This window comes from Streptomyces sp. NPDC001816 (assembly GCF_042892235.1).
Classification (GTDB): domain Bacteria; phylum Actinomycetota; class Actinomycetes; order Streptomycetales; family Streptomycetaceae; genus Streptomyces.
The window spans coordinates 319,540-345,840 of record NZ_JBIATY010000007.1; the positions used below are offsets into that span (position 1 = coordinate 319,540).

At 68.7% G+C, this 26,301-nt stretch carries 24 protein-coding genes and 4 pseudogenes; 13 read left to right on the forward strand and 15 right to left on the reverse strand.

Annotated features, from left to right (window positions below; all coding sequences use genetic code 11):
• The first annotated feature begins 10 nt into the window (after positions 1-10).
• Both ACFYZZ_RS26420 and ACFYZZ_RS26425 read left to right on the forward strand, forming a co-directional pair.
• The gene (locus tag ACFYZZ_RS26420) at positions 11-1,147 is read left to right on the forward strand and encodes an LUD domain-containing protein (protein WP_389180573.1); all 1,137 of its coding nucleotides are present in this window, start codon (positions 11-13) and stop codon (positions 1,145-1,147) included.
• A 142-nt stretch (positions 1,148-1,289) separates the two neighbouring features.
• Positions 1,290-1,718 (forward strand): annotated as a pseudogene (locus ACFYZZ_RS26425) (flavin reductase family protein); the annotation flags it as partial.
• A 7-nt stretch (positions 1,719-1,725) separates the two neighbouring features.
• On the opposite strand, the gene ACFYZZ_RS26430 reads toward ACFYZZ_RS26425, so the two are convergent.
• Positions 1,726-2,121, reverse strand: coding sequence for a hypothetical protein (locus ACFYZZ_RS26430; protein ID WP_389180576.1), 396 nt, complete (start codon positions 2,119-2,121; stop codon positions 1,726-1,728).
• 121 nt (positions 2,122-2,242) lie between these two features.
• Positions 2,243-2,902: pseudogene (locus ACFYZZ_RS26435) on the reverse strand (transposase); the annotation flags it as partial.
• A 199-nt stretch (positions 2,903-3,101) separates the two neighbouring features.
• Between ACFYZZ_RS26435 and ACFYZZ_RS26440 the strand changes: the two are divergent.
• The 4 genes from ACFYZZ_RS26440 to ACFYZZ_RS26455 all read left to right on the forward strand — a co-directional run bounded on the left by ACFYZZ_RS26440 (position 3,102) and on the right by ACFYZZ_RS26455 (position 7,987).
• On the forward strand, positions 3,102-3,956 hold the full coding sequence (locus tag ACFYZZ_RS26440; protein ID WP_389180579.1) for an Imm50 family immunity protein: 855 nt from the start codon (positions 3,102-3,104) through the stop codon (positions 3,954-3,956).
• An 847-nt stretch (positions 3,957-4,803) separates the two neighbouring features.
• Positions 4,804-5,694, forward strand: coding sequence for an alkaline phosphatase family protein (locus ACFYZZ_RS26445; RefSeq protein ID WP_389180583.1), 891 nt, complete (start codon positions 4,804-4,806; stop codon positions 5,692-5,694).
• 5 nt (positions 5,695-5,699) lie between these two features.
• Entirely contained in the window at positions 5,700-6,968 is a 1,269-nt protein-coding gene (locus ACFYZZ_RS26450) for an MFS transporter (protein WP_389180586.1), read from the forward strand.
• On the forward strand, positions 6,965-7,987 hold the full coding sequence (locus tag ACFYZZ_RS26455; protein ID WP_389180589.1) for a TolB family protein: 1,023 nt from the start codon (positions 6,965-6,967) through the stop codon (positions 7,985-7,987). The genes ACFYZZ_RS26450 and ACFYZZ_RS26455 overlap by 4 nt, the downstream gene beginning before the upstream one ends.
• 334 nt (positions 7,988-8,321) lie before the next feature.
• Here ACFYZZ_RS26455 and ACFYZZ_RS26460 read toward each other — a convergent pair whose 3' ends face one another.
• From ACFYZZ_RS26460 to ACFYZZ_RS26475, 4 genes are all read right to left on the reverse strand, one after another.
• On the reverse strand, positions 8,322-8,777 hold the full coding sequence (locus ACFYZZ_RS26460; protein ID WP_389180592.1) for a VOC family protein: 456 nt from the start codon (positions 8,775-8,777) through the stop codon (positions 8,322-8,324).
• A 164-nt stretch (positions 8,778-8,941) separates the two neighbouring features.
• Positions 8,942-9,535, reverse strand: coding sequence for a hypothetical protein (locus tag ACFYZZ_RS26465; protein WP_389180595.1), 594 nt, complete (start codon positions 9,533-9,535; stop codon positions 8,942-8,944).
• Positions 9,536-10,014: 479 nt separating this feature from the next.
• Complete coding sequence (locus ACFYZZ_RS26470; RefSeq protein WP_389180597.1) at positions 10,015-11,139, reverse strand: S8 family peptidase; 1,125 nt, start codon at positions 11,137-11,139, stop codon at positions 10,015-10,017.
• 196 nt (positions 11,140-11,335) lie between these two features.
• A complete protein-coding gene (locus ACFYZZ_RS26475; RefSeq protein WP_389180600.1) occupies positions 11,336-11,920 on the reverse strand; it encodes a TetR/AcrR family transcriptional regulator in 585 nt (194 codons plus the stop codon).
• Between the two features lie 138 nt (positions 11,921-12,058).
• Between ACFYZZ_RS26475 and ACFYZZ_RS26480 the strand changes: the two genes are divergently transcribed.
• On the forward strand, positions 12,059-12,925 hold the full coding sequence (locus ACFYZZ_RS26480) for a class I SAM-dependent methyltransferase (protein ID WP_389180603.1): 867 nt from the start codon (positions 12,059-12,061) through the stop codon (positions 12,923-12,925).
• Positions 12,926-13,137: 212 nt separating this feature from the next.
• On the opposite strand, the gene ACFYZZ_RS26485 is transcribed toward ACFYZZ_RS26480, so the two are convergent.
• The 5 genes and pseudogenes from ACFYZZ_RS26485 to ACFYZZ_RS26505 form a co-directional block, all read right to left on the reverse strand.
• On the reverse strand, positions 13,138-14,040 hold the full coding sequence (locus ACFYZZ_RS26485) for a nuclease (RefSeq protein ID WP_389180606.1): 903 nt from the start codon (positions 14,038-14,040) through the stop codon (positions 13,138-13,140).
• 461 nt (positions 14,041-14,501) lie between these two features.
• Complete coding sequence (locus ACFYZZ_RS26490; RefSeq protein ID WP_389180609.1) at positions 14,502-15,176, reverse strand: HAD family hydrolase; 675 nt, start codon at positions 15,174-15,176, stop codon at positions 14,502-14,504.
• 81 nt (positions 15,177-15,257) lie between these two features.
• On the reverse strand, positions 15,258-15,941 hold the full coding sequence (locus ACFYZZ_RS26495; protein WP_389180612.1) for a LysE family translocator: 684 nt from the start codon (positions 15,939-15,941) through the stop codon (positions 15,258-15,260).
• Positions 15,942-16,088: 147 nt separating this feature from the next.
• Positions 16,089-16,273 (reverse strand): annotated as a pseudogene (locus ACFYZZ_RS26500) (hypothetical protein); the annotation flags it as partial.
• A gap of 281 nt (positions 16,274-16,554) precedes the next feature.
• Entirely contained in the window at positions 16,555-17,223 is a 669-nt protein-coding gene (locus tag ACFYZZ_RS26505; RefSeq protein WP_389180615.1) for a CGNR zinc finger domain-containing protein, read from the reverse strand.
• Positions 17,224-17,316: 93 nt separating this feature from the next.
• On the opposite strand from ACFYZZ_RS26505, the gene ACFYZZ_RS26510 reads away from it, so the two are divergent.
• The 6 genes and pseudogenes from ACFYZZ_RS26510 to ACFYZZ_RS26535 all read left to right on the forward strand — a co-directional run bounded on the left by ACFYZZ_RS26510 (position 17,317) and on the right by ACFYZZ_RS26535 (position 21,743).
• Complete coding sequence (locus tag ACFYZZ_RS26510; RefSeq protein WP_389180618.1) at positions 17,317-18,228, forward strand: arginase family protein; 912 nt, start codon at positions 17,317-17,319, stop codon at positions 18,226-18,228.
• Entirely contained in the window at positions 18,225-18,734 is a 510-nt protein-coding gene (locus tag ACFYZZ_RS26515; RefSeq protein WP_389180621.1) for a hypothetical protein, read from the forward strand. The genes ACFYZZ_RS26510 and ACFYZZ_RS26515 overlap by 4 nt, the downstream gene beginning before the upstream one ends.
• A gap of 62 nt (positions 18,735-18,796) precedes the next feature.
• Positions 18,797-18,955, forward strand: a pseudogene (locus ACFYZZ_RS26520) (DNA mismatch repair protein MutT); the annotation flags it as partial.
• 713 nt (positions 18,956-19,668) lie between these two features.
• Positions 19,669-20,088, forward strand: a complete 420-nt coding sequence (locus ACFYZZ_RS26525; protein WP_389180624.1) for a hypothetical protein — start codon at positions 19,669-19,671, stop codon at positions 20,086-20,088.
• Between the two features lie 454 nt (positions 20,089-20,542).
• Positions 20,543-21,079 carry a MepB family protein gene (locus ACFYZZ_RS26530; RefSeq protein WP_389180627.1) on the forward strand — a complete coding sequence of 179 codons (537 nt, stop codon included), beginning with the start codon at positions 20,543-20,545 and terminating at the stop codon, positions 21,077-21,079.
• 160 nt (positions 21,080-21,239) lie between these two features.
• Entirely contained in the window at positions 21,240-21,743 is a 504-nt protein-coding gene (locus ACFYZZ_RS26535) for a GNAT family N-acetyltransferase (RefSeq protein WP_389180630.1), read from the forward strand.
• 109 nt (positions 21,744-21,852) lie between these two features.
• Here the strand turns inward: ACFYZZ_RS26535 and ACFYZZ_RS26540 are convergent, their stop codons facing one another.
• From ACFYZZ_RS26540 to ACFYZZ_RS26555, 4 genes are all read right to left on the reverse strand, one after another.
• Positions 21,853-23,325: an FG-GAP-like repeat-containing protein gene (locus ACFYZZ_RS26540; protein ID WP_389180633.1), complete on the reverse strand. Its 1,473-nt coding sequence runs from the start codon at positions 23,323-23,325 to the stop codon at positions 21,853-21,855.
• 187 nt (positions 23,326-23,512) lie between these two features.
• Positions 23,513-24,673, reverse strand: a complete 1,161-nt coding sequence (locus ACFYZZ_RS26545) for an oxygenase MpaB family protein (protein ID WP_389180636.1) — start codon at positions 24,671-24,673, stop codon at positions 23,513-23,515.
• A 106-nt stretch (positions 24,674-24,779) separates the two neighbouring features.
• Positions 24,780-25,832, reverse strand: coding sequence for a polyprenyl synthetase family protein (locus ACFYZZ_RS26550; RefSeq protein ID WP_389180638.1), 1,053 nt, complete (start codon positions 25,830-25,832; stop codon positions 24,780-24,782).
• Positions 25,825-26,115, reverse strand: coding sequence for a polyprenyl synthetase (locus ACFYZZ_RS26555; protein ID WP_389180641.1), 291 nt, complete (start codon positions 26,113-26,115; stop codon positions 25,825-25,827). The genes ACFYZZ_RS26550 and ACFYZZ_RS26555 overlap by 8 nt, the downstream gene beginning before the upstream one ends.
• Between the last annotated feature and the right edge of the window lie 186 nt (positions 26,116-26,301).

Sequence of the window (26,301 nt, forward strand, 5' to 3'; positions counted from 1 at the left end):
GACGCTGAGCATGAACGACTTCCAGGAGATCGCCGACCGCGTCGAGATCGAGGCGCTGCGCGGTGAGTTCACCGATGCGGCGATGATGCGCGACCGTGCCCGCCTCTCCGCGCTGTTCACCCCCGACGGCGTTCTGCGCATGCCCAATGTCCCGGTCGAGCTCATCGGCCGGGAGGAGATCCGGACCGGAGGCGAACGCCTGCAGAGCCAGTGGGACTTCTTCGTGCAGAACAGCCACCCGGGCACGATCCGGATCGACGGCGACACCGCCACCGGTCGCACCTACATGCAGGAGATCGCACGTCTGCTCGACGGCCGCTCGGGCCTGAACTTCGCCGTCTACCACGACACCTACCGGCGTACGCCGGAGGGATGGAAGTTCACCGAGCGGGTCTACGAGGTCAGGTACGTCGACACCACCCCGCTCGCGGGGTCTGTGCCCGGCCCCGGCACTCAGGCGCACGGCTCCGGTAAGGCCGGGGACGCCGGCCAGGCACCGGGTGCCGGTGAGGCGGACGCGTCGGCGACTGGGACAGCCGACGACTTCAGCGCACCGGCGTCCGACGAACGGCTCGACCGGGCGATCGCGGCGCTGCGGGCGAACGGCTTTACCGCCGAACTGCTCGACGACGCTGCGGCGGCCCGTGCCCGCGTCAAGGATCTGATACCGGAGGGCGCGGGCGTGTTCACCGGGGCCAGCAAGACGCTTCGGCTCTCCGGCATCGAGCAGGACATCGAGGCGGGCGACCGCTACCAGGCCATCCGGCCGCGTGTACTGAAAATGGACCGCGCCACCGAGTCCGACCAGATCCGCCGGCTGGTGGCCACCCCCGACGTCTTCGTCGCCAGCGTCGCGGCCGTCACCGAGACCGGCTCGCTCGTCATCGCCTCGGGCAGCGGCAGCCAGCTGCCCGCCTCCGCCGGCGGCGCCGCAAGGGCGATCTGGGTCGTCGGGGCGCAGAAGGTGGTGCCTGACCTGAGCACCGCACTGCGCCGGGTCGAGGAGCACGCCCTTGCGCTGGAAACCGCGCGCGCCATGGCGGTCTACGGGCAACCGAGCGCGGTCAACCGTCTACTCGTCCTCAACGCCGAGCCGCAGCCCGGGCGCGGCACCGTCCTGCTGCTGCGCGAGGCCATCGGATTCTGACACCCCGTGCGGTGCAGACGTCAGAACGCCGCGGCGGCGGACGGAGAGCCGTATCGGCGCTCACCGTCCGCCCCCGCGCCCTGTCTTGCGCGGGGGCTGCCGCGCCGATTGGCTCCCGTGTCAGGCGATTTGATCCGGTTCGCTGGTCGAGGTGATCTGGTCCGTTGGCGCTACTCATGTCACGCAGACCTCGATCAGCTCCTTCGCCTGGGCGCTAGGGCAGACCGTGGTGCTCGGCCTCGGCGCCGACAGCCAGGCCGCAGCCAACCTGGCCACCAGGCCGGAACTCGTGATCAACCTTCCCTCGCCCGGCCTCTGGGACGCGGTGGAGCGACTCGCCCCGCTCACCGGAGCCACCCCCGTGCCCGCCGCCAAGCAGGCACGCGGCTACCGCTACCAGCCCGGCAAGTTCGCCGCGGCCGGCCTCACGCCCGTACCGTCCGAGACGGTACGCGCTCCGCGCGTCGCCGAGTGCCCGCTCCAACTCGAGGCCCAGGTCCAGCGCTCCTCACCGGACGCGGAGGGCCACTTCCTGATCGTGGAGTGCGCGGTCGCACGCGTCCACGCCGACCTTCCGGCTACTTCTTGCCCTGCTCGTCGTTTTCCTTGAAGCAGACGACGAACCATTTTCCGGGCCCTGACTGGGTGAGCGAGCCGGTCGTGCCCGGGACGTCGGAGCACGAGAAGGTATCGACGACTCCGTCCTTGTCCATCTTCAGGACCTTGTAGTCGGCGTCCGGGTCAGTGCAGTCGAGCTTCTTGGTCTTCGCTTCCTTGTCCGTCCCGATGTTCTGGAAGCAGTCACCGGTCTTGAGCGTCGCGGACTGGTCCTTCGTGTCGTACGGGCCCAAGGCCCAGAACGCCACTATGCCCGCGAGAACAAGGACCAGACCGAGGAAGATCAGGCGGTTGCGTCGTATCTGCACCGCGGTGTACGAGACGTTCAGGCCGCCCAGGGGCGGAATTTGGGACACGGACAGTTCCTCAGGCGGTAGAGACTTGCGAAGGCGACCACGAATCTAGCCCACCTGCCTGTACTCGTTGTTCGCCGCCTCCTGTTGGTCCTGCCCGTCAGCTTCGGGGGTTGCTACCTCGGGCAAGTTGGACGATCTCTAGCCAACTGCGGTTTTGGGTGGCGTCGTGCAGCAGCAGGTTGCGCAGGCGGCGTCGCGAGCCGCCCGGATTCGGTCCTCCGCGCAGACGCGCTGGCGGTGCCGCAGTTCTGGGATCGCGATCGGGATGTCGGCAGTGTTGGTGACGAAACAGATGAGCCTCATGCGGTGGGCGCCGGTGATGCCCAACTGGGCTCCGGGGTGGGGTCGTTCCCTGCGCTCGATCAGCCGCATACCCTTCGGCCGTCCCTTCAGGACGTCGCCCGCGAGTTCGGCCACCCAGGCACCGTCGCGCACGCCGCCGTCGGTGGCGGCGTCCTCTGCGAGGGTGTCGGCCGGCCGGGACACCGTCAGATCGGACGCGACCGGCCCGAACACGCTGGGCTGCGCCCGCAGCAGGTCGAGGCCGGCCAGGCAGTCTCCGCCCAGCGCAATCGCCAGAGTGAGGTCGAGAAGGATCTTGCCCGGGTCGTGCCGTGCGCTGCCCGCGGCTTGCGATATGGCATGAGCGCCGCCGGCACGGCAGCGCGGTGTCCAGGCCGGTCCGGCGGGCAGTCTCCACCAGCAGCGCCCCGCCGGCCGCGAGACCGCTCCCTGCCCGCCACCCGATGTCCGGACGCGGATGGGACCCATTGCGCTTCATCTGGCGCGTGCCTCGTGCCGGGGCAATCCAACCAGACCGTAGACGAGCACTATCATCCCAGTTCAAGTGCACCTTGTTGATCTCCGACCGCCCCTGGGACGAGGATCGGTTGGCCTCGCCGGGCGCGAAGCGCCCAGAGTGAAGGGACCCACCCATGTCAGCCGACACATGGCCAGGGCTCTTGGCCCACTCCGAGCAGTTGACCGCGCTCTACACCGAGTTGCCGCCCTTGAAGCACCTGGTTCTCAGATCGGTGCACCTGAGTCCCTACGGCCCCGGTGTGACGTTGCGGGTGGAGCTGCCCCGATTTCCGGACCTCGCTCCTGCAGCTTGGACCGAAGCCGGCTGCGACCGGTTCGAGGTCCAGATCCAGTTCCTGGCCGTGGGTGAAGACCTGCGGATGCGGGGTGTTCCCAACCGCACCGTGGTCGACATCGAGTTCGGCCCCTTCGCCCAGGACCAAGGGCACGGGATCACGGTCGCGGTGAGCGGGCCGGGGTTCTCGCTGGACTTCACCGCGCATGCCACGGTCCTGGCCAGGCATCTCAACGCCTCCGCTCCGACGACGCGGATCCCTACACAGCTCGGCGATGGTTCGAGAGCCGACTCGACCAGCACCTGCACCAGGTGCTGCCTCCCACGACAGCCAAGGCTTTCTATGACTGGCCGTGACTGGTCTGCCGAGGTGACCCATCCCGAGACGCTCCGCGAAGTCCTTGGCTCACCTCCGCCACCGCTGAGCGACTACGGCCTGACCTCTGTTCTCATCGACGAGCGCGAAGCGTCGGTCACCTTGAGGTTCTTCGCCTTCGCCGTCCCTGTCGGTGCCGCGGATCTATGGCGGGCGCGAGGGCACAATGCGGTCGAGTTCGTACTGGTCTGCATCGGCGTGAAGAACTTCGGGGTGGATGGGTGGTCCTGCCGGCCCACAACCGTCGCCACCGTCGTGGGGAAAGCGGTCGTGCTCGCCGGCCAGGGCAAGCGCGTGTCCTTCGAGGCCGCTGAGATCCGAGCCGAGGTCCCAATTGGACGTCTGGCCAGCCGCGTGCCGTGACGTCACTCGCAGGTCGAGAGGGGATGGCGCACCGGGAAGCCCCTCATGAAAGAGCGAGGCTCGTAATCCAGTCAGAAGTCGTTGCTTGAGCTGAATCTTCCTCTCTCGTGGCAACGGCCTGCGGCCTGGCGCCGCCGAGTCCTGTCGCCTGGCCACGACCAAGGTCAAGGCCTGGCAGGCTCAGACGAAGTGACGGCCGCCGCAGGAGCGTTGAGGCGGCCGCCGGCCAGGTGAAACCGACGTCTACAGCGCGATTTCCAAGGTCACTGACTTGGACGTGAAGCCGTTGCGCTCATAGAAACGGATGGCCTCGGTGTTGCTCGAGTACGCCGTCACCTCCGCCACCTGTGCTCCCTTTCCCTTCGCCCAATCCCTCGATGGGCCACGGGCGACTGCAGCCGACGCAGGGCCAGAAGCTGCTCCTCTAGACCTGATACTCCGCCGATCGCTGTCTGAGAGCACCCGGTGGAGACTCCCGCGCAGGAGATCCGCCCACACACCACGCGGGCAGCAGACGAGCAGAGATCAGGCGCTGGCTTCGGCGCGAACGATCAGCGTGCCGATGTGTCGAGGCCTGGAAGCCTCGAGGGCTTCGACGGCCGTCGGGGACTTTGAACCGGCCGCAGTTGGGGTCGGGGACGCAGCGTGGTGCGGGTGGGCTGGCACGCTCCGCTGAGGGGCGTCGATCATGTGACGGTCGGGGTTCTCTGTGCGTGAACTGTGCGTGGCGTGACCTTTGCCCAGCGGGGCCCACCGTTCTTCTGCCCTTCACCCGGTTCCGGTCTGGTGCTTCTAGGGTTACGACGCCGCTCCCCGAACGTCCGTCACCTCTGTCCGGAGGACAGTCATGACCGTCGTCAAGGCCCCCAAGCGCAACCGACGTCCCCTCGCGGCACTCGCCGGGGCTGTCGCCCTCACCGCCACATCGATCGGCCTGTGGACCGCCACGGCCTCCACCGCTCAGGCCGCCGCTCTCCCGACCCCCGACCATGTGGTGGTCGTGGTGATGGAGAACCACTCGTACTCGCAGGTGATCGGCAGCTCCAGCGCCCCGTACATCAACAACACCCTCAAGGCGGGTGGCGCCAACCTCACCCAGTCCTACGGCCTCACCCACCCCAGTGAGCCGAACTACTACATGCTCTTCTCGGGCTCCAACCAGGGCCGCACCGACGACAGTTGTGTCACCGTCGGTTCCATCTCCGCACCCAATCTCGCCTCCGAGCTGATCGCCGCGGGTAAGACCTGGAAGAGCTACAACGAGTCGCTGCCTGGCCAGGGTTCGACGGTCTGCAGCAGCGGCAAGTACGCGCAGAAGCACAACCCGTGGTTCGGCTTCTCCAACGTGCCGACGAACACCGCGATGACCATGGCGCAGTTCCCGACCGATTACACGACCCTGCCCAAGGTCTCCTTCGTCGTCCCGAACCTGTGCAGTGACATGCACGACTGCTCGGTCTCCACGGGCGACACCTGGATCCAGAACAACCTGGGCGCCTACGCCACCTGGGCCCAGACCCACAACAGCATCCTCGCCGTCACCTTCGACGAGGACAACAGGCTGTCCGGCAACCGCATCCCCACGGTCCTGTACGGGCAGCACGTCGCCCCCGGCAGCTCCAGCTCCACCACGTACAACCACTACAACGTACTGCGCACCGTGGAGGACCTGGCCGGTCTGACCACGCACGCGGGCAACGCCGCCTCGGCTTCCGACATCACCGGCATCTGGAACTGACGCCCGTGTATCTCGCGGACTCCCGCAGCACCAAGCCCGCCGTCGCCTCGGACACCCGTCCGGGGCGGCGGCCGGCCGCCGTGCCCGCCACCGTGCTGGCCCTGGGTGCGGTCAGCCTGGTCACGGACATCTCCTCGGAGATGGTCACCGCAGTCCTGCCGCTCTACGTGGTCGTGGGCCTCGGCCTGTCGCCGCTCGGATTCGGGTTGCTCGACGGCATCAACAACGGCGTCGGGGCCCTGGTACGGCTGGCCGGCGGCCATCTCGCCGACCGGGGAGGCCGTCGGCACAAGGTTGTGGCGGGCCTCGGCTACGGCCTGTCGGCGGTGTGCAAGCCGCTGTTGCTGATCGCCCATACGCTCCCCGTGATCAGCGCCGTACTCGCGGCCGACCGCACCGGCAAAGGGCTGCGCACGGCCCCTCGGGACGCGATGATCTCGCTGGCCACCGAACCCGCGCACCGGGGACGGGCGTTCGGGGTGCACCGTGCCATGGACACCACCGGTGCACTGCTCGGCCCGCTCGTCGCCTTCGCCGTTCTGCGGGCCACTGTCGACGGCTACGACGCGGTCTTCGCGGTCAGCGGCTGCGTCGCCGCACTGGGGGTCCTGGTGCTGGTGCTCTTCGTGCCCCGCCACATCGCCCCTGCCGCTGCCGTAGAGCTGCCCGAATCGGCCCGGCCGGTGCTACGCGATGCGCTCGGGCTGCTGCGCCGCCCCGAGCTGCGTCGGCTCACCGTGTGCGCGACCCTGCTCGGCCTGACCACCGTCAGCGATTCCTTCCTCTATCTGCTGCTCCAGCGCGAAGGGGACCTGCCCGCCCATCTGTTCCCGCTGCTGCCGCTGGGCACCGCCGCCGTCTTCCTGTTGCTCGCCGTCCCGCTCGGCGCACTCGCCGACCGCATCAACCGCCGTCGGCTCTTCCTGGGCGGCCACGGCGTCCTGCTGCTCGGCTACGGCCTCGTGCTCTCCCCCTGGCACGGAGTCCCGGCCGTGGTCGCCGTCCTGGTGCTGCACGGCACCTTCTACGCCGCAACCGACGGAGTCCTCGCGGCCGCCACTGCCGACGCCGTGCCCGCAGAGCACCAAGGTGCCGGGCAGGCACTGGTCGGCACCGGCCAGGCGCTGGCCCGGTTCACCTGCTCGCTCGTCTTCGGCGCGGTCTGGAGCCTGTGGGGCGGCCGAACCGCACTCGCCGTCACGGCCGCCGCACTGGCCATCAGCGCCCTCGTGGCCTCGTTCGTCCTGCGTCGCGCCGATGAGGTGTCCACATGAGCAGAGCTTCCCGCCTGGTGATCCTGCTGGCCGCTGTCCTGCTGCTCGGGAGCATCGGCACCGGGGCGGTGCTCTACGCCGCCCACCGGTCGGGCATGCGTGACCAGCAGCAGGCGAACGGTCCGACCGTGCGGCCCGGAACCGTCTCGCTCCGGCCGACGGCCGGCCGTCGGCTGCTGGTGCGCAACCTGGCCTGGGGTCCGCACCGCGACGAGATCTCCACCGTACCCGCCGACGATCCGCAGGGGCCGCGCACCGCATCGGGCGTCAAGTGCCTGCGTTTCCACGCGGCGGCCGGTACCGGCATCTGCCTGCAGGCCGTGCACGGCGCTCTGCAGGACACCTACCGGGCGGTGGTACTCGACTCGCACCTGCACGAGCTGCACCACTTCCCGGCGGCCGGCATCCCCACCCGGGCCCGGGTCTCACCCTCCGGCCACCTGGTGGCCTGGACGGTATTCGTGAGCGGCGACTCCTATGCCGGCACCAACTTCTCCACCCGCACCGCCATCGTCGACACCCGAACCTGGGCGATGGACGACAACCTGGAGACCTTCCGCATCACCAAGGACGGCCGTCCCTACCGCTCCGCCGACATCAACATCTGGGGTGTCACCTTCGCCGACGACACCCGCTTCTACGCCACGCTGGCGACCGGCGGCCGGACCTATCTGGTCCGCGGCGATGTCGCCGCCCGCACCCTCACCACCCTGCACCGCAACGTCGAATGCCCCTCCCTCTCGCCCGACGGCACCCGGATCGCCTACAAGAAGCGCGTCCAGGGCGCCTCGCCCGACGCGCCCTGGCGGCTGTACGTCCTCGACCTGCGCACGATGAAGGAGACCGCGACCGCCGAGCAGCGCAACATCGACGACCAGGCCCTGTGGGCCGACGGCTCCAGCCTCGTCTACGCGCTTCCCGGCGACTACGGCTCAGACCTGTGGACCGTCCCCGCCGACGGCACCGGCACAGCCCGCCGACTGATGACTTCCGCTGTCGCTCCCGCCTACCTGGGATGAAGGCCGCCCTCCCGCCCAGGAGACGTGCCGTCAGAAACCCCTCTCCGTCAGCCCATGCAGCGGCCTCGACGACTTGTCGTCCATGCGCTTGGGGTCGAGGCCGTAGTTGGTGAGTGCCCGATCCTCCCGATGTCCTCAAGTCGGCCGGCCGCGACGCCCCGTCAGGCGTGGGAGTTCGCGCATGCACCCGACCGCGCTGTCGGCGGATCGCATGCGGTCATCCGAACAGCGTCGGCCTCCCTGCTGGCAGGAAGGCTCCGGCCGCTGTACCAGAGCCCGACAGGTTGAAGGACCAGACCCGCAGTGGCTGTGACCAGCACCGCCTGACAGGGTTCTAAACGACACAGAATTCGTTGCCCTCAGGGTCCTGCAGAACGACGGCGTAGTGCTCCATGTCCGGCTCATCCGTGATCCGCAGCACGGTGGCACCGGCCTTGGTGAGCCGTTCCACCATGGCGGTGACCCGCTGAGCGCGGACCGCCAACGGGGCCTCACGCCCTCCGCCCACCTTCAAGTCAAGGTGCACCCGGTTCTTGGCGACCTTCGGCTCGGGGACCTGCTGGAACCACACGCGCGGCCCCTGTCCCACAGGATCGATGATCGATTCCGGCGTCTCTCCGGCACCGGCGGGCAACTCCTCCTCGGGCACCCCCATGTCCGCCCAATACTCCCGCCACGTGGAGTGCCCGCCCGGCGGAGGCTCTGGAACGTACCCCAGAGCCTCGGCCCAGAAGCTCGCCAACCTCTGCGGGTCAGCACAGTCGATCACCAGCTGCAGTGTCATCTCCATACCCGGAGGATGCCAGGCAGGTCTGACATCACCGGCGGCTCTCTCAAAAGCGACGGCGTTCACCACTGATCGACCTCAGAAGAAGGGGAACACGATCGCCCCGGCCACCCCCAGCCAGAGCAGTCCGGCCGTGACCGCAACGCCCAGGAGGTACTGCAGGACTGTCAGGGTGAGCGCCCCCCTCGGCACCTTGACGTTCGGGTTCTGCGGGTCGTAGACGATGTGGATGCCCTGGCCGTGAAGAGGTAGGAGCCCTTCTTCTTCCCGTTGGGGAAGTACTCCCGGACGGCCCGGACGGTGAGGCCGCGGCGGGCCAGGATCACCCGGTCACGCACGCTGATCACCAGGAGTGCCGCGCCGAGCAGGCCGGCGAGCAGAGGGAGGAGCGCGACCGCCACGACGGGCCAGCTGTCGGCCCTGTGGGCACCCGCCCAGGCGACGTAACCGGCGTAGAGGAGCAGGGCAGCCGCGATCCCGAGCACGACCTGCCACATCCTGATCTCCGGCGGCAGCGACTCGACGGTGACCGACGCGCTGCCGGCCGGGTCCCGCTCTGCGGGCAGCGCGTCGTTGAGGGCGGAGAGGAACGCACCCGTGGCGGTCGCGTTCGCCCCCTCGATCCGGTGCACGACACCGTCGGTCAGGAAGATCCGCAGAGCCGTGTCACCGTCCCGCCGGACTTCCTGGACGACCGCGAGGGGAATCGTCGTGCACTTCCGGTCCCGGTCGATGGTGAGCCGTTCGGATTCCAGAATCACGGACGCCTGTCCCCTGGCGAGGACTTGAGAAGAGACCATGATCTTCTCGACAGCCGCGCCGCCCCGGCGGTTGTACGCGAGCGGATCACGGGTCCGTCTCGTTCCGTGTGGCTGTCGTGGGTGTACGGCCGACGCGGCTGCCCGGTCGTCAGTGGATGGCATCGGTCCGCTTCAGGCCGGCCAGGTCCCGGCAGGTCAGGTCCCGGCCTGCCAGGAACCGGCCGCCGCCGAGCACCACGGACTCGGCGGGGCCAGGCAGGGGTGACCTCGCTCCAGACTGCCTGCCAGGTCCGAACGATCGCCGGAAGCGGCGGCCCGCCCTGATCGGAGGCGGCGAACTGGTCCAGAGTCTGCTCGGCGGCAGTGCCGACGGCGACCGGGTCAGCATGGTGTGGGTGCGTGGCCGCGCGGCTTGCCCCCGCCATTCCGGTGAGCCGCGGCGCTTGGGTGACCGTAACGACCGGGGCGGCCGGGGCAGGTCAGAGGCCGCCGGTGTTGAGCAGACGGTTGGGGGTGTCGGAGCGGACGCCGCGCACGACACCGCGGGTGGCCGTGTGGTCGAGCCAGACGTGGACCTGGTTGGCCGTGGCGTGGGGGTGTGCCGACAGGTACAGCGCGATCACGCCGGTCGCATGCGGTGCGGCCCAGGACGTCGCGCCGTCGTCGTCCGTGGTCGTACCGCCGCCGGCGAGGGCGGCGGTCACCTTCTGGCCGGGGGCGTACAGGTCCACGCACCGTCCGTAGCCCGATCCGTAGGAGCTGGTGTCGCTCCACACACGGTCGTTCGAGGTGGAGGCCGCCACGACGATCGTGCCGGGGACGCCGGCCGGGGAGTGCTTGCAGGCGTCGTCATGGAAGTTGCCGGCCGACACCACCGTCGGGATCCCCGCGTCGACCATCTTCTTCACAGCGGAGTCCACGGCCGCCGACCGGTGGTCGAAGTTGAGCGACATGTTCACCACCGCGGGCTTCTGCGCGTGCGCGGTGACCCACTTGACCGACTTCACCACGGCCGCCTCGGCCGCCGCCGGGGAGCCACCGCCCTCGCTCTCGCACAGGACGCCCTGCACCCGTACGAGTTCCGCCTTGGGCGCCACACCGTACTTCGCTCCGCCGATGATGCCCGCGACGAACGTACCGTGGCCCATCCCTGCCTCGCTGAAGCAGTCACCGGAGTCCTTCGGGCCCACGAAGTCGGCGCCGAGGTGGGCGCGTCCGCCGAACTCCTTGTGGGCGATGTCCATCCCGGTGTCGATCACGTAGACGTGAACGCCCTTGCCCGTGGCGGTGGTGGTGAGTTTCCCGTTCAGCGGCCGCGACCGCTGGTCCAGGATGTCCAGGTTCCACGGCACGTGCCGGGTGATGGGCGACGCTCCGGCCTGCGCGATCTGGGACGACTTCCCCACGGTGCCGGAAGACATCGGCGCCGAGCCGGAGGACGCCCCGTCGCCGGAGAGCGCTGCGGACTCCCCCTTCACATGCGCGGGGGCCTTCCCTCCGCTCCCCGCGGCCGTCCTACCGGCTTCGCCGCCGCAGGCCGAGGCCCCGAGCACCGTCGCCATGGCCACCACCAGGAGACCGGCCTTCATCACGTTCCGCGTCACAACGCCCCCCACATCCCTGCTTCGTACACAATCAGCGCACAAGACGAGCACAGGGGGCGGGCGGTTCCAGCGGGCGTGCGGTTGGGTGGGTGGGTCGGTTCACGCGCTCGACGCGGGCCCGTCCAGCCGCGCCCGGGGCGGGACTTGATGCCGGCGTCCCGGAGCCCTCCGACAGCTGAGGTCTCCTGGCGGCTGGCTAGCTGCCGACCAACACGGTCACCAGGCGCGTCATGGCGGGTCTGGGGTCAGGTGTGCCCGGCCAACTGGTCATCAGCAGGTGGTGGGCGGCGCCGACGATGGCAAGCGCCACGGTGCCCGGGTCGACGGTCTCTGCCACCCGGCCGAGCTTCTGTTCGACCTCCACATAGCCGGTGATGGCCTTCTGGATCACGTCGAAGCCAGGCGCTCCGCTCTCCAGGGCCTCTCGGATGCGCAGCGCGGCACCGGGTCGGGCCATGGCCAGTCCCGATATGGCCGGGCCGCCGGAGTCGAACAGCGCGAGGGCGACGGCATCGAGATTCTGTGCCACCGTGTTCTGGCCTGTGAGTTCTGACAACGACTGCGCCTTCGCGGCGGTCCGCGTGAACCGGTCGAGACAGAGTTCGGCCACGAACTCGTCCATCCCCGCGAAGTGCGCGTGCAGCAGCCCCTTGGCGCAACCTGCCTCGGTCGTGACGGCCCGGCTGGTGAGGGCGCCGGAGCCGTCTCTCTCCACGACACGCTCGGCGGCTGCGAACAGCTGCTCGCGCACATCCGGCGTCGCCACTCCGCGCGGTGACATGGGCCTCTCTTCCGTTCTGGTTCTGCCGCCCGCAACGCGTGCAACTTCGTTGATGGTAGCGGACATTGCAGGTTTGGGCAGTTGCCCATACTGTTTTGGGCACACGCCCATTCTCTGTCGTCCACCGTAGGAGGAACCGTGCCGGACGTCGTCAACACGGAGCAGGCACAGGCATGGAACGGCCCCGAAGGAAGCCATTGGGCCCGCAACCAAGACCGCTGGAATGCCGTGAACGAGGGCTTCAACGAGCCTCTGCTCAACGCTGTTGCCATCACCGCAACCCATCGGGTCCTGGACCTTGGCTGCGGCTCCGGGCAAACCACACGCCTCGCCGCGCTCAAAGCGCCCCAAGGCCGCGCATTGGGCCTTGACCTGTCCGGCCCCATGCTGGCCGAGGCACGGGCCCGCACCCAGCGGGAGGGCATCACCAACGCCTCCTTCGCACAAGGTGACACACAGGTCTACCCCTTCGAGGCGGGCGCTTTCGACGCGGCGATCAGCCGCTACGGGGTGATGTTCTTCGCCGACCCCATAGCTGCCTTCGCGAACGTCGGCCGGGCGCTGGTGCCCGGTGGTCGCCTGGCGTTCGTCTGCCCAGCGGAAGCCGTACTCAACGACTGGGTGGTGGCGATGGCCTCGCTGCGCGACATCCTTCCGGTCGGCGACTTCGGGAGGTCCGGACTACCCGGCATGTTCTCCCTGGACGACCCGGGCCGCATCCGCGATGTCCTCACCGCAGCCGGTTTCACCGGCATCACGGTCAACCAGGCACAGGCGGAGGGAGTATGGGGAAGGGGGGCCGAGGACGCCGCGGAGTTCCTGCTCGGCTCAGGCCCCGGCCGCCACCTGATGGAACAGACCGACCCGCCTGCACAGACCCGTGCACGCCACGCTCTGACGGACCATCTGCGTGCCCACGAGGGGACGGACGGCACCGTTCGGCTACGCAGCACCTCGTGGCTCGTCACGGCAGACCGCCCGACCGACCCCTCGGGCAGGCCCTAGGTGTATTGACTTGAAGCGTTGTTCACGCGGCTTGCCGGTGGCGCCGATCTCGGCGAGGGCTTGTTTCCAGGCCAGTCCCTTACGGGGTCCTGAAGCCCTGGAGGGCAACCTTGCACGCTGGTGCGCGCGTTCATCCGGGAGGCGTGAGCCGACGTCATCGAGTCGGGCGGGCGCCGGCCCGCCCGGGGGTGTGAGCCCCGGCGGGATCCCGCTCACTTCTCCTTGAAGACGATCTCCCTGGCCGGGCGGGTCATCTTCACGGTGTTGTCGGCAGTGACCTCGACGATGTGGTGCAGGCCTCTGTGGAGCGTCTCGGAATCCGGGAGGAGGCGATACTCGTCGTCCGCAGCCCCGGCCAGGAAGGCGCGAAAGCAAGCCAGTGACGAGTCGTCGGCGCCCATGAAGTCCAAGTAGTCCTTCAGACGGCGGAACAGCTTCGGCAGGATCACCGCGCCGGTCGTGTCGTCCGTGAGCGAGGTCATTCCGGTGACCTTCGCCCCGTCGAGGGTCTTGTCGACCTTCCACACGCCCTTCGCGGACGCCCTCGCCTTCTCCGAGGCCTCGGTGAGGAGCTCGCGCAGGTACACGGGCAGGCCCGAGTAGAAAGTCGGGTAGGCCAGGCCGAGCAGAAGCAGGTGGTGGTTGGCGGTCCGCTTCAACAGGTCGTCGTCGACGTCGATCCAGTAGCCGCTGTACACGGGCGGGGTGCCCTTGCCGACGAAGGCCACGCAGCGGCCGAAGGTGTCGGCGCCCCGGGTGAGGATCCAGCCGGGCACGCTGTCCGGCGTGGTGGCGACGGTCTCGTCGTCGGCCCGGAGGACGGTGTCGAAGCCGAGGAACTCCAGCAGCTCGTCCGCGGCCTCGTGGGCGAGGCCCCGCGGCTGGTGCTCAACGTGCTGCTTCTCGCCGTAGTGGGTCTCCAGGGCGTCGATTCCTTCGAGCCGGATGCTCGCGCGACCGTCGGCCTTGGGCACGATCTGCCCCTGCCCGGGCACGAGCTTCCAGTCGGCCACGTTGTCCGGGATGAAGGGGAGGGTGTCGCCATCCGGTTTGGCACCCCCCTCAACCTTGAACTTTCCTCTGATCAGCAGCATGGACATGGCGACTCCCGTCACGACATCACTGTCAGCGTTCACTTGTTACGCACAGTACACACGCGGGCGATCGTCGAGGTCATCCCGCACGCGCCAGGCCGGGGGTGTCAGCAGCCGGGCCACGCCGTCGGGAGGCCGCCGTCCGCAAAGGCCACCAGATCCCGCCAGACCGCCGCAACTGTCGGTGGGTGCCGGCGGGTGCCAGCAGGTGCCAGCGCTGTGGCGGACCGTTCGGCAAGACCGGCCGCGACCCTCGCGGCGGCCGTAGTTGAGCCCGGCCATGACTCGCGGGCGAGGGCCCAGACGTGCAACTGGCTGTCGCCGGATTCGGCGGCGGCCCGGGCAGCGGTGGCGAACTAAGCGGTGCCAGATGGGGCGCGTGAGTGGGGTGCTCCTGTCCATCCTGGCTCGCCCCAGCAGCACGGGCGCGTGCGGCAATCGTCCACTCGCCGATGAGTCTGCCCGCGTTCAAAGAACGTAGGTCAGAAGGCGCTGCCATGGCCCAGTTCCCTGGCCCACTCATGCAATTCGGGCTCGGCCAGGCTGGCGCCCAGCCAGTCGTGGTCGAGGTCGACTCCTGGAAGGGACGGTACGACCGCGACGTAGAGCCCGGCAGCACGCGCCGAGGCTATGCCTGTGGCCGAGTCCTCGAAGGCGACGGAACGCTTCGGGGCCGCACCGAGTGTCTCGCATGCGGTGAGGTAGAGCTCTGGTGCAGGTTTGGGGGAACGTACCTCGTCAGCGGCGAACGAGTGGGTGAAGCAGTCGGCGAGGCCGGCCGACCACAGTGCCGCGTCCAGCAGTTCCCGGGGACTGTTGCTGGCTACGGCGATGGGCACGGCTGCACGGCAGGCGCGCACCAGCTCTACCGCCCCGGGGAGGGTTGTGGCGCCTCGGGAAAGCTCCTTGCGGACTCCTTCGAGGAGCTCGGCGGCGAGTTCGGTCCCGGCGCCGGGGCGTCCGAGGTATTGGGCCATGGCTTCTCCGGCGGCCTCAGCGGTTCGGCCGATGACGAGGGCTTTCTGTTCGGGACCGAAGGGATGGCCGTGCGCGGCGAAGATGGCGGTTTCCGCAACGGTCCAGCATGCTTCGGTGTTGACCAGCAAGCCGTCGCAGTCGAAGACCACTGCCTCGGTGCTGGCGGGGAGCGCGTACATACAGATGTCCTTTCGCTTCGGGTGGTCCGGGGGCGCTCGTGCGGCGACCTTGGGTGGTCTTGCGGTGCGTCGAGAGCTGCCTCACTGTCCGAGCGCGAGCCGGATGCCGAAGGCGGCGATGACCGTGCCGGTGATGCGGTCGAGGTAGCGGCGGGCCGAAGGCCGTTGCAGACGGTCTCGGAGCATGTGCGCGAATGCGATCAGCGCGCAGGACCAGACGACGGCCAAGAGGATGTGCACACCGGCCAGGAGCACGCCCAGAGGAACATGCGAGGCGCCAGTGGGGATGAACTGCGGGAGCACGGCAACGTAGAAGGCGCCCATCTTCGGGTTGAGAAGATTGGTCATGGCCCCTTGGCGCCAGCCGCCGAGCAGGGTATCGCCAGCTGCTCCGCCGGCCTCAGTTTCGGCCGCGGTCCGGGTCCCGGTCGCGTCCCCAGCCCCTGCTGTCTGCCGGCTGTCGTTCGCCGATCGGCGCCAGGTGGCCCACAGCAGACCGCCGCCCATCCACACCAGATACGCGGCTCCGCCCCAACGAACTGTGTTGTATGCGAGGTGAGATGCCGTCAGAAGTGCGGTGACACCGAGCGAAGCGAGCGTGCCCCAGACCAGCGTGCCGCTCTGGATGCCGAGGACCACGCCCCAGGCGCGACGCCGGTGTCCGAGTGCCGCGGTGCGCAGGATGAGGGCGGTATCCAGTCCGGGGGTGAGCGTGAGCAGCCCCACTATCAGGGTGAACGACTCTATCGCGTTCAGGGTGATCATGACGGGTCACCCTAGGCCGAAGACGATAGAACTTCCATGATTCTGCCCGATATCGGGCAGAGATGATGGCATTCGGCTTGGTCTTGCGCATCGCCTTCGAGCGATGACGTCAGCCCGTGAGTTTGGGATCCTCTGGCACGAGGGTGGCTACGGGCTGCCGGCGGATCGCCAACGGACGGACCCGCAGCCGGATCGCGCCAAGATCGCGGCAACACTGACCGTGCCGTGAAAGACGAATGACCTCTTGTCGCACCTGGCGGCCACGGCGCGGAATCCTTGAGCGCGTCGATCGCCCGCTCGACTTCATTCCTGCGGGCGTATCGCGCCCGGTCGAGACTCGGTTGCCGGGGTTGAGCCGGGCCAGGGTGGAGGCGGTCCGCAAGCGCGGCCAGCACTCCGCAGAAGTTGAGCCAGAACCAAAACTGACTCTGGGTCGACTTGCGCGGTGCGTCGGACCAGTGGCGGGCCAGCGACGGCAACGGCGGCGACGGACGGATCCAGCTTGTACGGCCTGCCCCTGCCGTCATGGACCGATGCCCTGATCACGCTAGGACACAGCGGCGTGATCTTGAGCTGGACCGTCCGTCCCGGGTTCAGCCACGGCACGAACCGATTACCGGCTAGCGCCCCCAGGGAACCCGTCCGAGCCCGTGTCACTGGCTCGTTTGCGCTGGTAGTGGGTTCGGCCTTTGGCGGAGTTCCCGCAGGTGGCCATATCGCACCAGCGGCGGCGGCCACCCCGGGAGCTGTCTATGAACACCCAGCCGCATCGCAGACCGGGGCAGACGCGGGTGCGTTCCAGCGGCAGCGCCCGAAGCAGGTCGAACGCCTGCAGGGCGAGTTCGTGATTGAGGTACTCAAGCCCCGATGTCTCGACGCCGAGCTGGAGCTGTGGCGTAGTCCCGCGAACGGTGAGACGCGTACTGGCGACCGCGCGCTTCCAGTGTTTCTCGACCTGGTCGAGTGACTCCGCCGGAACTGGAGCGCTCTGGTGGACCAGTGCCGTGATCAGATCGTGCAGAGCCTCACGCAGCTCGCGAGTGCGGTCCAGGGCCAGCTCGGCTCTGCCGGACTCGGTCTCGGCCAGCCGCCGCAGGGCCGTGAGGCCGGCGGGGGCGAAGTGACCAGTGAGGGCGGCCCATTCCAGCAGGCGCGGGTAACCGTCGAGCCAGTCGATCGGCTCCGCGTCACGCGCCGTGACCGTGTTGATCAGGTCGATGGCGATGTGCCCGCCGACCAGGTCACGGGGGCTGAAGGTGTGAGGCCGGATGGTTCCCGTCACGCATGGCCGCCTTTCATGAGCTTGCCTCATTCTATCCAACCAGTGTACTGATGTTATCCGGTTGGAATGGCCCTCGGTCGATAGGAGACGCCCATGGCTGCTGCCGTCGAACTCATCGCGGCCCCCTGGAATCTCGGCCTGCGACCGCCCGCGGCGGGGCGCGAGCCCGGAACATGGCGGGCCCCGCGAGCGCTGCTGTCGGCGGGGCTGGAAGCACGCCTGCGGCCGGCCTGGGTGACAGAACTCGACCGTCCGCACTACGAGTTCGACGCGCAGCCGGCGACCCGCATCCGCAACGGGGTAACCATCCGTGAGCACGCGCTGCGGCTCGGCGAGGCGGTCCGGGCCGCGCTCGCCGCCTCCCGGTTCGCGGTCGTGCTGGGCGGCGACTGCAGCATCCTGCTGGGGTGTCTGCTGGGGGCCCGGCGCCACGGACGCTGCGGCCTGGTTCATCTCGATGGGCACAGCGATTTCCGGCACCCCGGCAACTACGACGCCGGTTCGTCCCTCGGCTCGGCGGCCGGAATGGATCTGGCCCTGGCCACCGGCCGTGGTGAGCTGCTGCTCACCCACTGGCCAGTGGTGGGCCGACCGCTGGTCGCCGACGAGGACGTGGTCCAGATCGGCGACCGGGAGGACGAGGCGACACCCCCGGTCACCCGGTTCACCGCCCAGGAGATCCAACGGATCGGCGTCGTCGATCTGGGCGAGCGGGTCATCCGCCACCTGGAACAGCGCGAGTTGGACCGCGTCTGGCTCCACGTCGACCTCGATGTGCTCGACGAACGCGTCCTGCCCGCGGTGGACTCCCCGGGCCGTCCCGGCCTGGACTTCTCCCAGCTCACCGAACTCATCTCGACCCTGGCCGGCACCGGCCGCGTGGTGGGGCTCGACGTCGCCGTCTACGATCCGGAACTCGACCCGGACGGCGCGTACTCCGCTCCCATCGTCGACTGCCTAGCCTCCGCCCTGACCCCGCTTCCGACTGTGGAGACGCACGCATGAAGACGCTGCTCGCCGACGGCCCCAGCAACCTGTATGTGACCGAGATGGAGCAGTTCGGACGGCTGACTGGACACTGGTCGACCCAGATCACCTACTACCCCACCCACGGGTCACCAGCCCACCGCGTCAGCGGCGAATGGGAGTTCGGCTACGCCCTGGAGGGCAGAGCAGTCCTGGATGTCTGGCAATGGCCCGGCCGCGATGAACTCCTCGCCGCCGGTCGCGCCCCGGACCAGGAGTGCGGCCTGTGCGTGCGAATCTGGGATCCGCGCCTGCAACTGTGGCGGTTCACCTTCCATGGCACCGCCCGCGGCGACGTGGTGCACATGTACGCCCGCCAGATCGACGATGAGATCGTCATGGAGCGCGCCGCCGGCAGCGACCTCGTCCGCTGGACCTTCACCGACATCACCGCCGAGACCTTCCACTGGCGCAACGAACGATCGGCCGACGGCGGACACACCTGGCGACTCGACCAAGAGGTCAGCGCCCGCCGCGTTGAGTGATGCATGACCTCATGAGGGCCTTCGCGAGGTTGCCCGAACCGATCAGTGCGCCGACGGGTCTGACTGCCCCTGTGGTCGGCGGCCAGCTCGCGATCTCAGACGAGTCAACGGAGCTGCGGTTCGTCCAGCCAGAGGAGATTGATCAGCTGCCGATGCACCACACGCAGCGGCTCCGGATCAGTCACTTCCTGGAGCACCGTGAGCGGCCCTATCTCGGCTGATCGAACCTGCGACACCGGCTTTAGGAGTTCGGTCCGAGCGCGGCTCGTCAGGGTCCCTGCCCGATCGGAGCGTATGTACTGGACCGCGTAAGGTGCCCACGTCCGGCGCTGTTGATGTCACCTGTGGATGTCAGAGACATTCTGGGCCGGTCGCTTCCGAGCCCAAGGAAGGCGGCAGGGGGTGGGGACCCTCCATCCGTACATCAGGGCGAGCGCGACGCATCTGGCGTCCCGGCGGTCGTAGCCCGTCGCTTCCCTGATCTCGGTGATCGCTTCCTGCCACTTCCTTTGCTCGATCAGCTGTCGTGCTCGCTCCTGCGTGAACCTTGGGACGGGGATCTGGAGGGCGCGGATGATGTCCGCATCCCAGCGTTGTCGGCGCGCACGTCGGGTTCGTATCCAAGTTCCTAGGGACGATTTCATTGTTTCCCCCTGTAGCGCGAATGGTGGCTTCAAAGACTGACTGACGTGCTGTGGCAGCAGTTCGCTCGCCGCTGACGACGAGTGGGACCAGACGGGAAGTGCGCCATCAGCTTGGGAAGCTTAGGGTGTCTAGGGCTTATTCTGCGGCGGAACAGCGTCGGGGCTTGGGTGGACGGTCGACTGGTTTCCCGGTCTTCCCGTGGTTCCCCGCACGATGTGGCACGGGTCTGGCACACGGCTCGTGGCCTCACCGCGTGGCGATGTCAGTGGTGCCGTACACAATGCGCGTCATGAGCGATCACTACGAGGTTGTCTTCTCATGCTTCCTGAGCGACGACACTCCGGCCTCGGTTCTGCGGGCGCTGCGCTGGCACATGGGCATGGAGGACGAGCGCCCGGAGGACCTGGACTCAGAAGATCATCCTTACCCGTCGCTCCTCCCGGGCAGCAGCCCTCTGCCCGGCGGGGACACCTTGTCTCTTCGCCGCACCGTTCAGGAGTTCACGGAGTCGGGAGAGCGCTACGAATGGGAGCTGTTCGCCCGTCTCTATTGGGTCGATGACCTCACGCTCCACCTCGACGCCCTTCTGAAGCTGATCGCTCCGCACGTCGCGTATCAGGGCTATGGCGGCCACATTCGCGACGAGTACGACACCGATGTGAAGAGCTTCAACTTCCACGACGGCACATATGACCGCGTCCAGCTCTGAGCAGGGGTTCCGCCGGCCTCGATGATGAGAAGCACCCGAACTTGCCTGACCGCTGGCCCTGGATGGAGACCTGTATGGGCAGGGGGCTCTGACCTGGGGTTTCGTCGCTGACGGCTGCGGCTCGTCTGTCACCGTCGGTCGTCATCGATCGGCCTCGGGCGCCCTCGCACGGCCCAGGGACGGCCCAGCCGTGCGTCACTGGCCGCACCCACTCGCTCTACGTGGTCCTCCAGCAAGACGTCGATGACCGCAGAATCGGCGCATGCCGGACAGCACCCTGTGGTTGGCCTGCCTCACAGCGGGCACAGCTATCGCAGCCAGTTGGGTGACGAGTCATGGCAGCCTGCGCGCCGCAAGAGAACGGGCAAACGCTGCGGCAACGGCTCAGCGAGCCAACGTGTTGGCGGCAGTCACGGTGGGACGCCGTTTCGGACGAGGGTGGCAGGATGGCGGCATGGTGACGAATCAGCCGTGGGCCGGGCTTCACGGTGATCTGCAAACGGCAAAGGCGCGGGTGTACGACGCGAGTGGTTTCGCTTGCTCGCTGCCGGTGCCCGAACCGGAAAGCGCCGAGTACGCTGCGTGCGCGTTCACACTCGATGGCCGTTCGATCCGCTTCCGCGTGGCGAAGACCACTCCGACGAAAGTGGGCCAGTTCGTCACCGTGTGGCAGCGGTCCGAGAAAGGGCCGATCCGGCCCTTCGACACCGACGACAATGTGGACCTCTTCGTCATCAGCAGCCGACACGAGGACGGCTTCGGACAGTTCGTGTTCCCTGGCGGGGTGCTGCGCGAACACGGCATCGTCTCCCGCGACGGATCCGGCGGGAAGCGCGGCTTCCGCGTGTATCCGCCGTGGGTAACCACGACCAGCCGGCAGGCCCGCACCACGCAGGCATGGCAGGTGAACTACTTCCTCCACCTCGGCCAGGACGGACCTGCCGACTTGACGCGCGCCCGCGCTCTCTACCACCCCCTCCCGCATGAGTAGCAAGGGCGGACAGACGTCGTAGAGGTCTGAGCCCCAGGTTGCCGTGGGCGGCCAAGGGCCGCACGGTCGCGGTGGCCGGTGAGCCAGGTGCGGGGACCGGGGAAATGGCTTTGCGCCCCCTGTGATCGGCGTGGATGCTGGCTCGCCGGAGGTACTGAAGATGATCAACGTTGTGTTGCGGCTGTCAGCCCGTGACTTGGTGCATGCGGACCTGGCGTCGTGCGGGTGGGCAGGATCCGACCACCACCTGGCCGACGTCGCCAAGCAGTTGGAACGTGCCCAAAACGGTGAGGTCGACTACCTTGCGGTCTGCCCTGCAACCGACATCCCCGTGGCGAAGGGCGGCGTCGACTACCAGGTCAAGGAGGGCGTCGGCACTTTGTGGCAGCTGGCGGTCCACCCCGCATTGCAGTCGTGCGGGATCGGCACGTTCCTTGTCGAAGCCGCAGAACTGCGGATCAGGAACCGCGGTCTGCGACAGGCCGAGCTGGCTGTGGAGGAGGACAATCCCCGGGCACGTGCACTGTACGAACGACTGGGGTATGTCGCGTACGACCGTCAGCCCGACTCGTGGGACGAGCAAGCCCCTGATGGATCGTTGCGCCGCTACGAAACGATGTGCACGTTGATGCGGAAGGAACTCGCGGTCGTCAGGCCCGGCTAGAAGCTGTCGGTGCGGAGCGGCTCCTCCGCACCCAGTCGAGGCGCATGGCTCGGCCACATCAATCCGCATGGGAGCAACTACCGTTGAGGAACGGGCGGAGCGACCGGACCTACGGAATCACCAGCGCCGGCCCGTTGTCCCCGCCCAGGTTCCTTCCGAACTGCGCCCCTGCCGTCTGCGCCCCCAGATCCGCCGGGTTCTCCGCGAAGGCCTTCGAAACCGTCAGGCCGGAAGCCGTGCCGCGTAGCAGCCACACTGCGCCGCCGTTCGTGACCCGGCCCAGGTCCTCCCCCGGCGCGCCCGCGGCCAGGTCCGCCTTGCCGTCGCCGGTCACGTCCAGCAGCCGTACCGAGCCGCCGAAGAGGTCGCCCTTCTCGACGCTCCCCGGCACACTAGGTGTGTTCTGGTGGAACGCCTGCGCGCCCGTGCCGGTGAGGCCGCCCCTGCCGCCCTTGAGCAGCACCACCGAGCCGGCCTTCGCCACCGAGCCGATCGCCTCGCCCGGGTCGCCCACGGCCAGGTCCGCGTATCCGTCGCCGTTCATGTCGCCCGCGCTCAGCCGTGCCCCGAACTGGTCGCCCTTCTCGCTCACGCCGGGCACGCCTGGGGTCTCCTGCGTGATCGTCTTCGTACGGGTCGTGCTGGGCCCGGCCGACGAGCCGTAGTAGATCTTGATCGTGCCCGGGTCGTCCTCCAGATACGTTTCACCGTTCGGGAAGACCCGGGTGGCGAGGTCGGCGTAGCCGTCCTTGTCGAAGTCGCCTACGGCGGTGGTGTTCGCGGAGGGCAGCCGTTGTGGGACGGTGGACAGACCCTGTCGTGTGCCGAGCCACAGCTTGCCGCCCTCGGCGTGGTCCTCGTAGACGTAGAAGGTGGCGAGGTCGTCGATGCCGTCGCCGTTGAAGTCGCCTGCCGCGGTGGAGCAGATCGTGTTGTCGGTGCTGAACGCGATCAGTTGCTGCTCGTGCGCTGGTGACCCGGTCCGGCCGAAGGGGCCGTAGAGCACTGCGCGGACGTCGAAGTCCTCGGCGTTGCGCATGAAGAGGTCCGTATGTCCGTCGCCGTCGAAGTCGCCGGCGGTGATGTCCTCGCCGGCGAACGCGTTCGCGGGTGCGGGGACGCGGACCGCGCCCTTGCCGGAGATGCCCGTTGCGCTGCCCCAGAGGATGATCACGGAACCGCTGATGTTGTTCGCCGGCTGGTGTTCGTTCGTCGCCACTGCCAGGTCGGTGAGGCCGTCGCCGTCCAGGTCTCGGGGGTTCAGCTCGTAGCCGAAGCCGTGGTTGTCGCCGGAGGTGCCGGGCACGCCCGGGGTGTCCTGGGTGATGATCGTGGTACGGGCCGGGCCGAGGCCGTTCGCGGAGCCGTAGCTGATCGCGACGTAGCCCGCCCAGGAGTGGCCGCCCACCGTGGCTGCGGGGGCGGCGACGGCGAGGTCCTGGTAGCCGTCGCCGTTGAAGTCCTCGCGCACGGTGGTGGCGCCCTCCCCGGCGAACGCCGTGTCCCCGGCGAGCGGCACGGTGAACGCCCCGATCAGCGCGGCGGCTGCGGCGGTTGTGACGGCCGGTCTGCGGATGCCCACGGTTCCTCCTTGATACGCGAGCGGTGGCGAGGCGCGAGCGCACGCGGGTGAGATTCGACTGTGAGACACACGGCATCGGCCGATGGTTGTGCGGTGAACTGTGCGTGAACAGCTCGTACGACGGTACTCAGCTCCATCGGGGCCTGGCACCCCACGCGGTGCAGGGCTCACGCGAGCACCGAGGTGATCAAGAGACTGTGACGGCCGGTGGGGTCCACCGGTGGGTGCGGGGCGTCGTGCTGGAGATGCCGTAGTCCTTCTTGAGCTGTTCGGGGATGGCGTAGTGCATGATGCGTCCGCGGGTGAGGGAGGACAGCTCGAACACGGTGGTGAGGTGGCCGAGACGGTCCAGGGCCCAGGCGCCGAGCGGGGAGCGGTCCTCGATGGTCTCCAGGACGCCGAGGAGATGGGGTACGGCCTTGACGACGGTGTCCCAGGGTGTGTGCGGTACGCGGAGCCAGTCGGCGCAGGTGTCGCCGACGAGGTAGCGGATCAGGGCGGAGACGATCGGGTCGAAGAAGGTGCCGGGTACCACCTCTTCGTAGAGGTCGATGAGTTGCCGGGTCAGGTGGGCGCCCTCCTCGGAGGGGCCCATGTGCCGGATCATGTACCGGTCGAGGAAGTGGCGGGCCTCGTCGAGGGTCTTGGGGACGGCGTCCTGGTCGACGCCGAGCATGGCGCCGACGACGCGCCAGGCGTAGTAGTAGGCCTCCGCACCCTCCTGTGACATGTGGATGCCGAGGCGGTGCAGGCTGTCCAGCACGAGCATGGAGAAGAACATCTGCCCGCCGATCATGTCCTCCTGGTTGATCGGCGTGCCGAGCAGGCCGGTGTCCCACCGGTTCTCGCGCCTGAGGTGGTGGCGGATGGAGGCGTGCAGGAGGCGGACCTTCTGTGCGGCGGGGATGAAGCGGCTGCCGGCTTCGAAGGCGTCGGGCTGCATCAGGTAGACGGTGAACTGGCCCGTCTCCGCCATCCGCTTGGACGGGTACCTCAGCCCGTGGGTGGCGGACAGCAGCTTCGCCACGTGCGGGACGACGTAGCAGGCGGGCATCGAGGCGAAGGACAGGGCGGTGGAGATGTGCACGTTGTTGTCGATGAAGAACAGCCGGGCCTTCTCCATCTCGGCCCAGTCCACCCAGGCCGGCGGGACACGAGTGGCCTCGAGGTAGTCCCGGGCGACGTCGGGCAGCCCGTCCGGGAGCGGAGCGCCTGCCGTGGAGACGTAGCGCATCAAGGTGTTGAAAGTGCCCACCTCGCCGCGTTCGAAGAGCGCGGCGACGGTGGCGTCGGCGAGTGCGTCACCGGCGTCCCGCAGGGCGTCCATCGATGCTTCGGTGTAGGTCATGAAGGGGCTCCTTGTCTTTCGCGGGATCGTCCGCGAGCGGCGGGAGGGGCGGGACGAGCTGGGGCCGGCTCAGGTCGGCGGGGGGTGTACGGCGGCGGTGCGCCGGTCAGGACAGGCGGTTCGCGGCTGACTGCGCCAGCGAGGTCAGCGCGCCGGCGGCGTGCGCCGGTACGTCCAGCTCGTGCAGAGCGCCCAGGGCCTCCTCGACCCGTGCGCCGATCAGGGCCTCGATGCGGTCGGGTGCCTTCAGTCGGCGCATCACCTCGCGGACGGTGTCCAGCGCAGCCGCGTCCAGGTCGGGGCGGCCCAGCAGGGTGCGCAGCCGTTCACGGTCGTTGTCGTCGGCGAGGCGCCAGGTCTCTGCCAGCAGGGCGGTGGGCCGGTGTCCTCGCACGTCGTCGGTGCCGGCCTTGCCGGTGCGTTCCGGGTCTCCGAACAGGCCGAGCAGGTCATCGCGAAGCTGGAATGCCTCGCCCAGCGGCAGCCCGTACGCGGAGTAGCCCTCGCGCAGCCGCTCACCGGCCCCGGCCAGGGCGCCACCGATCAGCAGGGGTTGCTCGACGGTGTACTTGGCGGTCTTGTACCGAATCACCTTCAGGGACGCCTGGGTGTCCGGGCCGACTCCGGTGCGCAGGATTTCGAGGCACTCCCCCGCGATCAGTTCCCGGGCCATCACCGCCCACAACGGGCGGGCCCGGGCGAGGTAGGCGGCCGGCAGACCGCTGGTGGCGAACAACTGCCCGGCCAGCGCCGTCAGCAGGTCTCCCACCAGCATCGCCAGCGACCGCGCGGCGGCATCGGCGTGCGGACGGTGCCGTACGGCACCGCGCAGGGCGACGTGTGCGGTGGGGCGCCCGTGCCGCAGCGGGCTGTCGTCGATCAGGTCGTCGTGCACGACCGCTGCGGCATGCACCAGCTCCATGGACGCCGCCGCCCGCACCAGCGCGTCGCTGTCCGGCTGCCCCACCCCACGCCAGCCCCAGTAGCAGAACGCTGCCCGCAGCCGTTTGCCGTCGGCGACCGCAGCTTCGAGCTGATCCGCCACCGGGCCCAGCAGCGGATCGACGGCGGCGAACTGGTCGGCCTCCTGGGCGACGAACCGATGCAGCACCTCGTCGACGCGGGTTTTGAACACCGCCGGCTCCCAGCGGTCAGACATCGTCCGCCGCTCGTCGAGCCAGGGCGTGCCGGGCGAGGATCTCCAGGTGGGCCGGGGGTACGGCCGCGTACCGGTCCAGCACCAGGCGCCCACGTGCGATGAGGTCCTGCTCCGCCTGCGCCGCCAACTCCGCGGCGTCCGAGCGGCGCAGCAGGCCCCGCACCGTTCCCATGGCCGAATCCAGCGTGCTCACGGCCAGATCGGCGAGCCCAGCCGCCAGCAGCACCGCCTGTTCGTCCAGGCTCCTGCGCCGTCCCGATTCTGATTCTGATTCTCGTGTCATGCTCTCCCCCACCCACAGCACGTACGGACGGCGCCGGTCACGCGCCACCTCTCCGAGCATCGCGCCAGGCCGGGAGCGGGAGCGGAAGAACTCACGATCGAGTGATCACATCGATTGATCGTACGGATCACCGCTGCGGCAGGCCCCAGAGTCGCTGCCACGGGTGAGTGTTGAGGCAGGGGACGA

What these genes read in the sequence shown, in the direction of transcription:
- ACFYZZ_RS26420 (WP_389180573.1), top strand. Translation starts at nt 11, where the DNA reads ATGAACGACTTCCAGGAGATCGCCGACCGCGTCGAGATCGAGGCGCTG.
- ACFYZZ_RS26530 (WP_389180627.1), top strand. Translation starts at nt 20,543, where the DNA reads ATGGTGACGAATCAGCCGTGGGCCGGGCTTCACGGTGATCTGCAAACG.
- ACFYZZ_RS26475 (WP_389180600.1), bottom strand. Translation starts at nt 11,920, where the DNA reads ATGTCACCGCGCGGAGTGGCGACGCCGGATGTGCGCGAGCAGCTGTTC.
- ACFYZZ_RS26545 (WP_389180636.1), bottom strand. Translation starts at nt 24,673, where the DNA reads ATGACCTACACCGAAGCATCGATGGACGCCCTGCGGGACGCCGGTGAC.
- ACFYZZ_RS26490 (WP_389180609.1), bottom strand. Translation starts at nt 15,176, where the DNA reads ATGTACGCGCTCCCCGCCAGCACCGAGGCAGTGGTCTTCGACTGCGAC.
- ACFYZZ_RS26495 (WP_389180612.1), bottom strand. Translation starts at nt 15,941, where the DNA reads ATGATCACCCTGAACGCGATAGAGTCGTTCACCCTGATAGTGGGGCTG.
- ACFYZZ_RS26455 (WP_389180589.1), top strand. Translation starts at nt 6,965, where the DNA reads ATGAGCAGAGCTTCCCGCCTGGTGATCCTGCTGGCCGCTGTCCTGCTG.
- ACFYZZ_RS26510 (WP_389180618.1), top strand. Translation starts at nt 17,317, where the DNA reads ATGGCTGCTGCCGTCGAACTCATCGCGGCCCCCTGGAATCTCGGCCTG.
- ACFYZZ_RS26445 (WP_389180583.1), top strand. Translation starts at nt 4,804, where the DNA reads ATGACCGTCGTCAAGGCCCCCAAGCGCAACCGACGTCCCCTCGCGGCA.
- ACFYZZ_RS26515 (WP_389180621.1), top strand. Translation starts at nt 18,225, where the DNA reads ATGAAGACGCTGCTCGCCGACGGCCCCAGCAACCTGTATGTGACCGAG.
- ACFYZZ_RS26460 (WP_389180592.1), bottom strand. Translation starts at nt 8,777, where the DNA reads ATGGAGATGACACTGCAGCTGGTGATCGACTGTGCTGACCCGCAGAGG.
- ACFYZZ_RS26525 (WP_389180624.1), top strand. Translation starts at nt 19,669, where the DNA reads ATGAGCGATCACTACGAGGTTGTCTTCTCATGCTTCCTGAGCGACGAC.
- ACFYZZ_RS26535 (WP_389180630.1), top strand. Translation starts at nt 21,240, where the DNA reads ATGATCAACGTTGTGTTGCGGCTGTCAGCCCGTGACTTGGTGCATGCG.
- ACFYZZ_RS26550 (WP_389180638.1), bottom strand. Translation starts at nt 25,832, where the DNA reads ATGTCTGACCGCTGGGAGCCGGCGGTGTTCAAAACCCGCGTCGACGAG.
- ACFYZZ_RS26555 (WP_389180641.1), bottom strand. Translation starts at nt 26,115, where the DNA reads ATGACACGAGAATCAGAATCAGAATCGGGACGGCGCAGGAGCCTGGAC.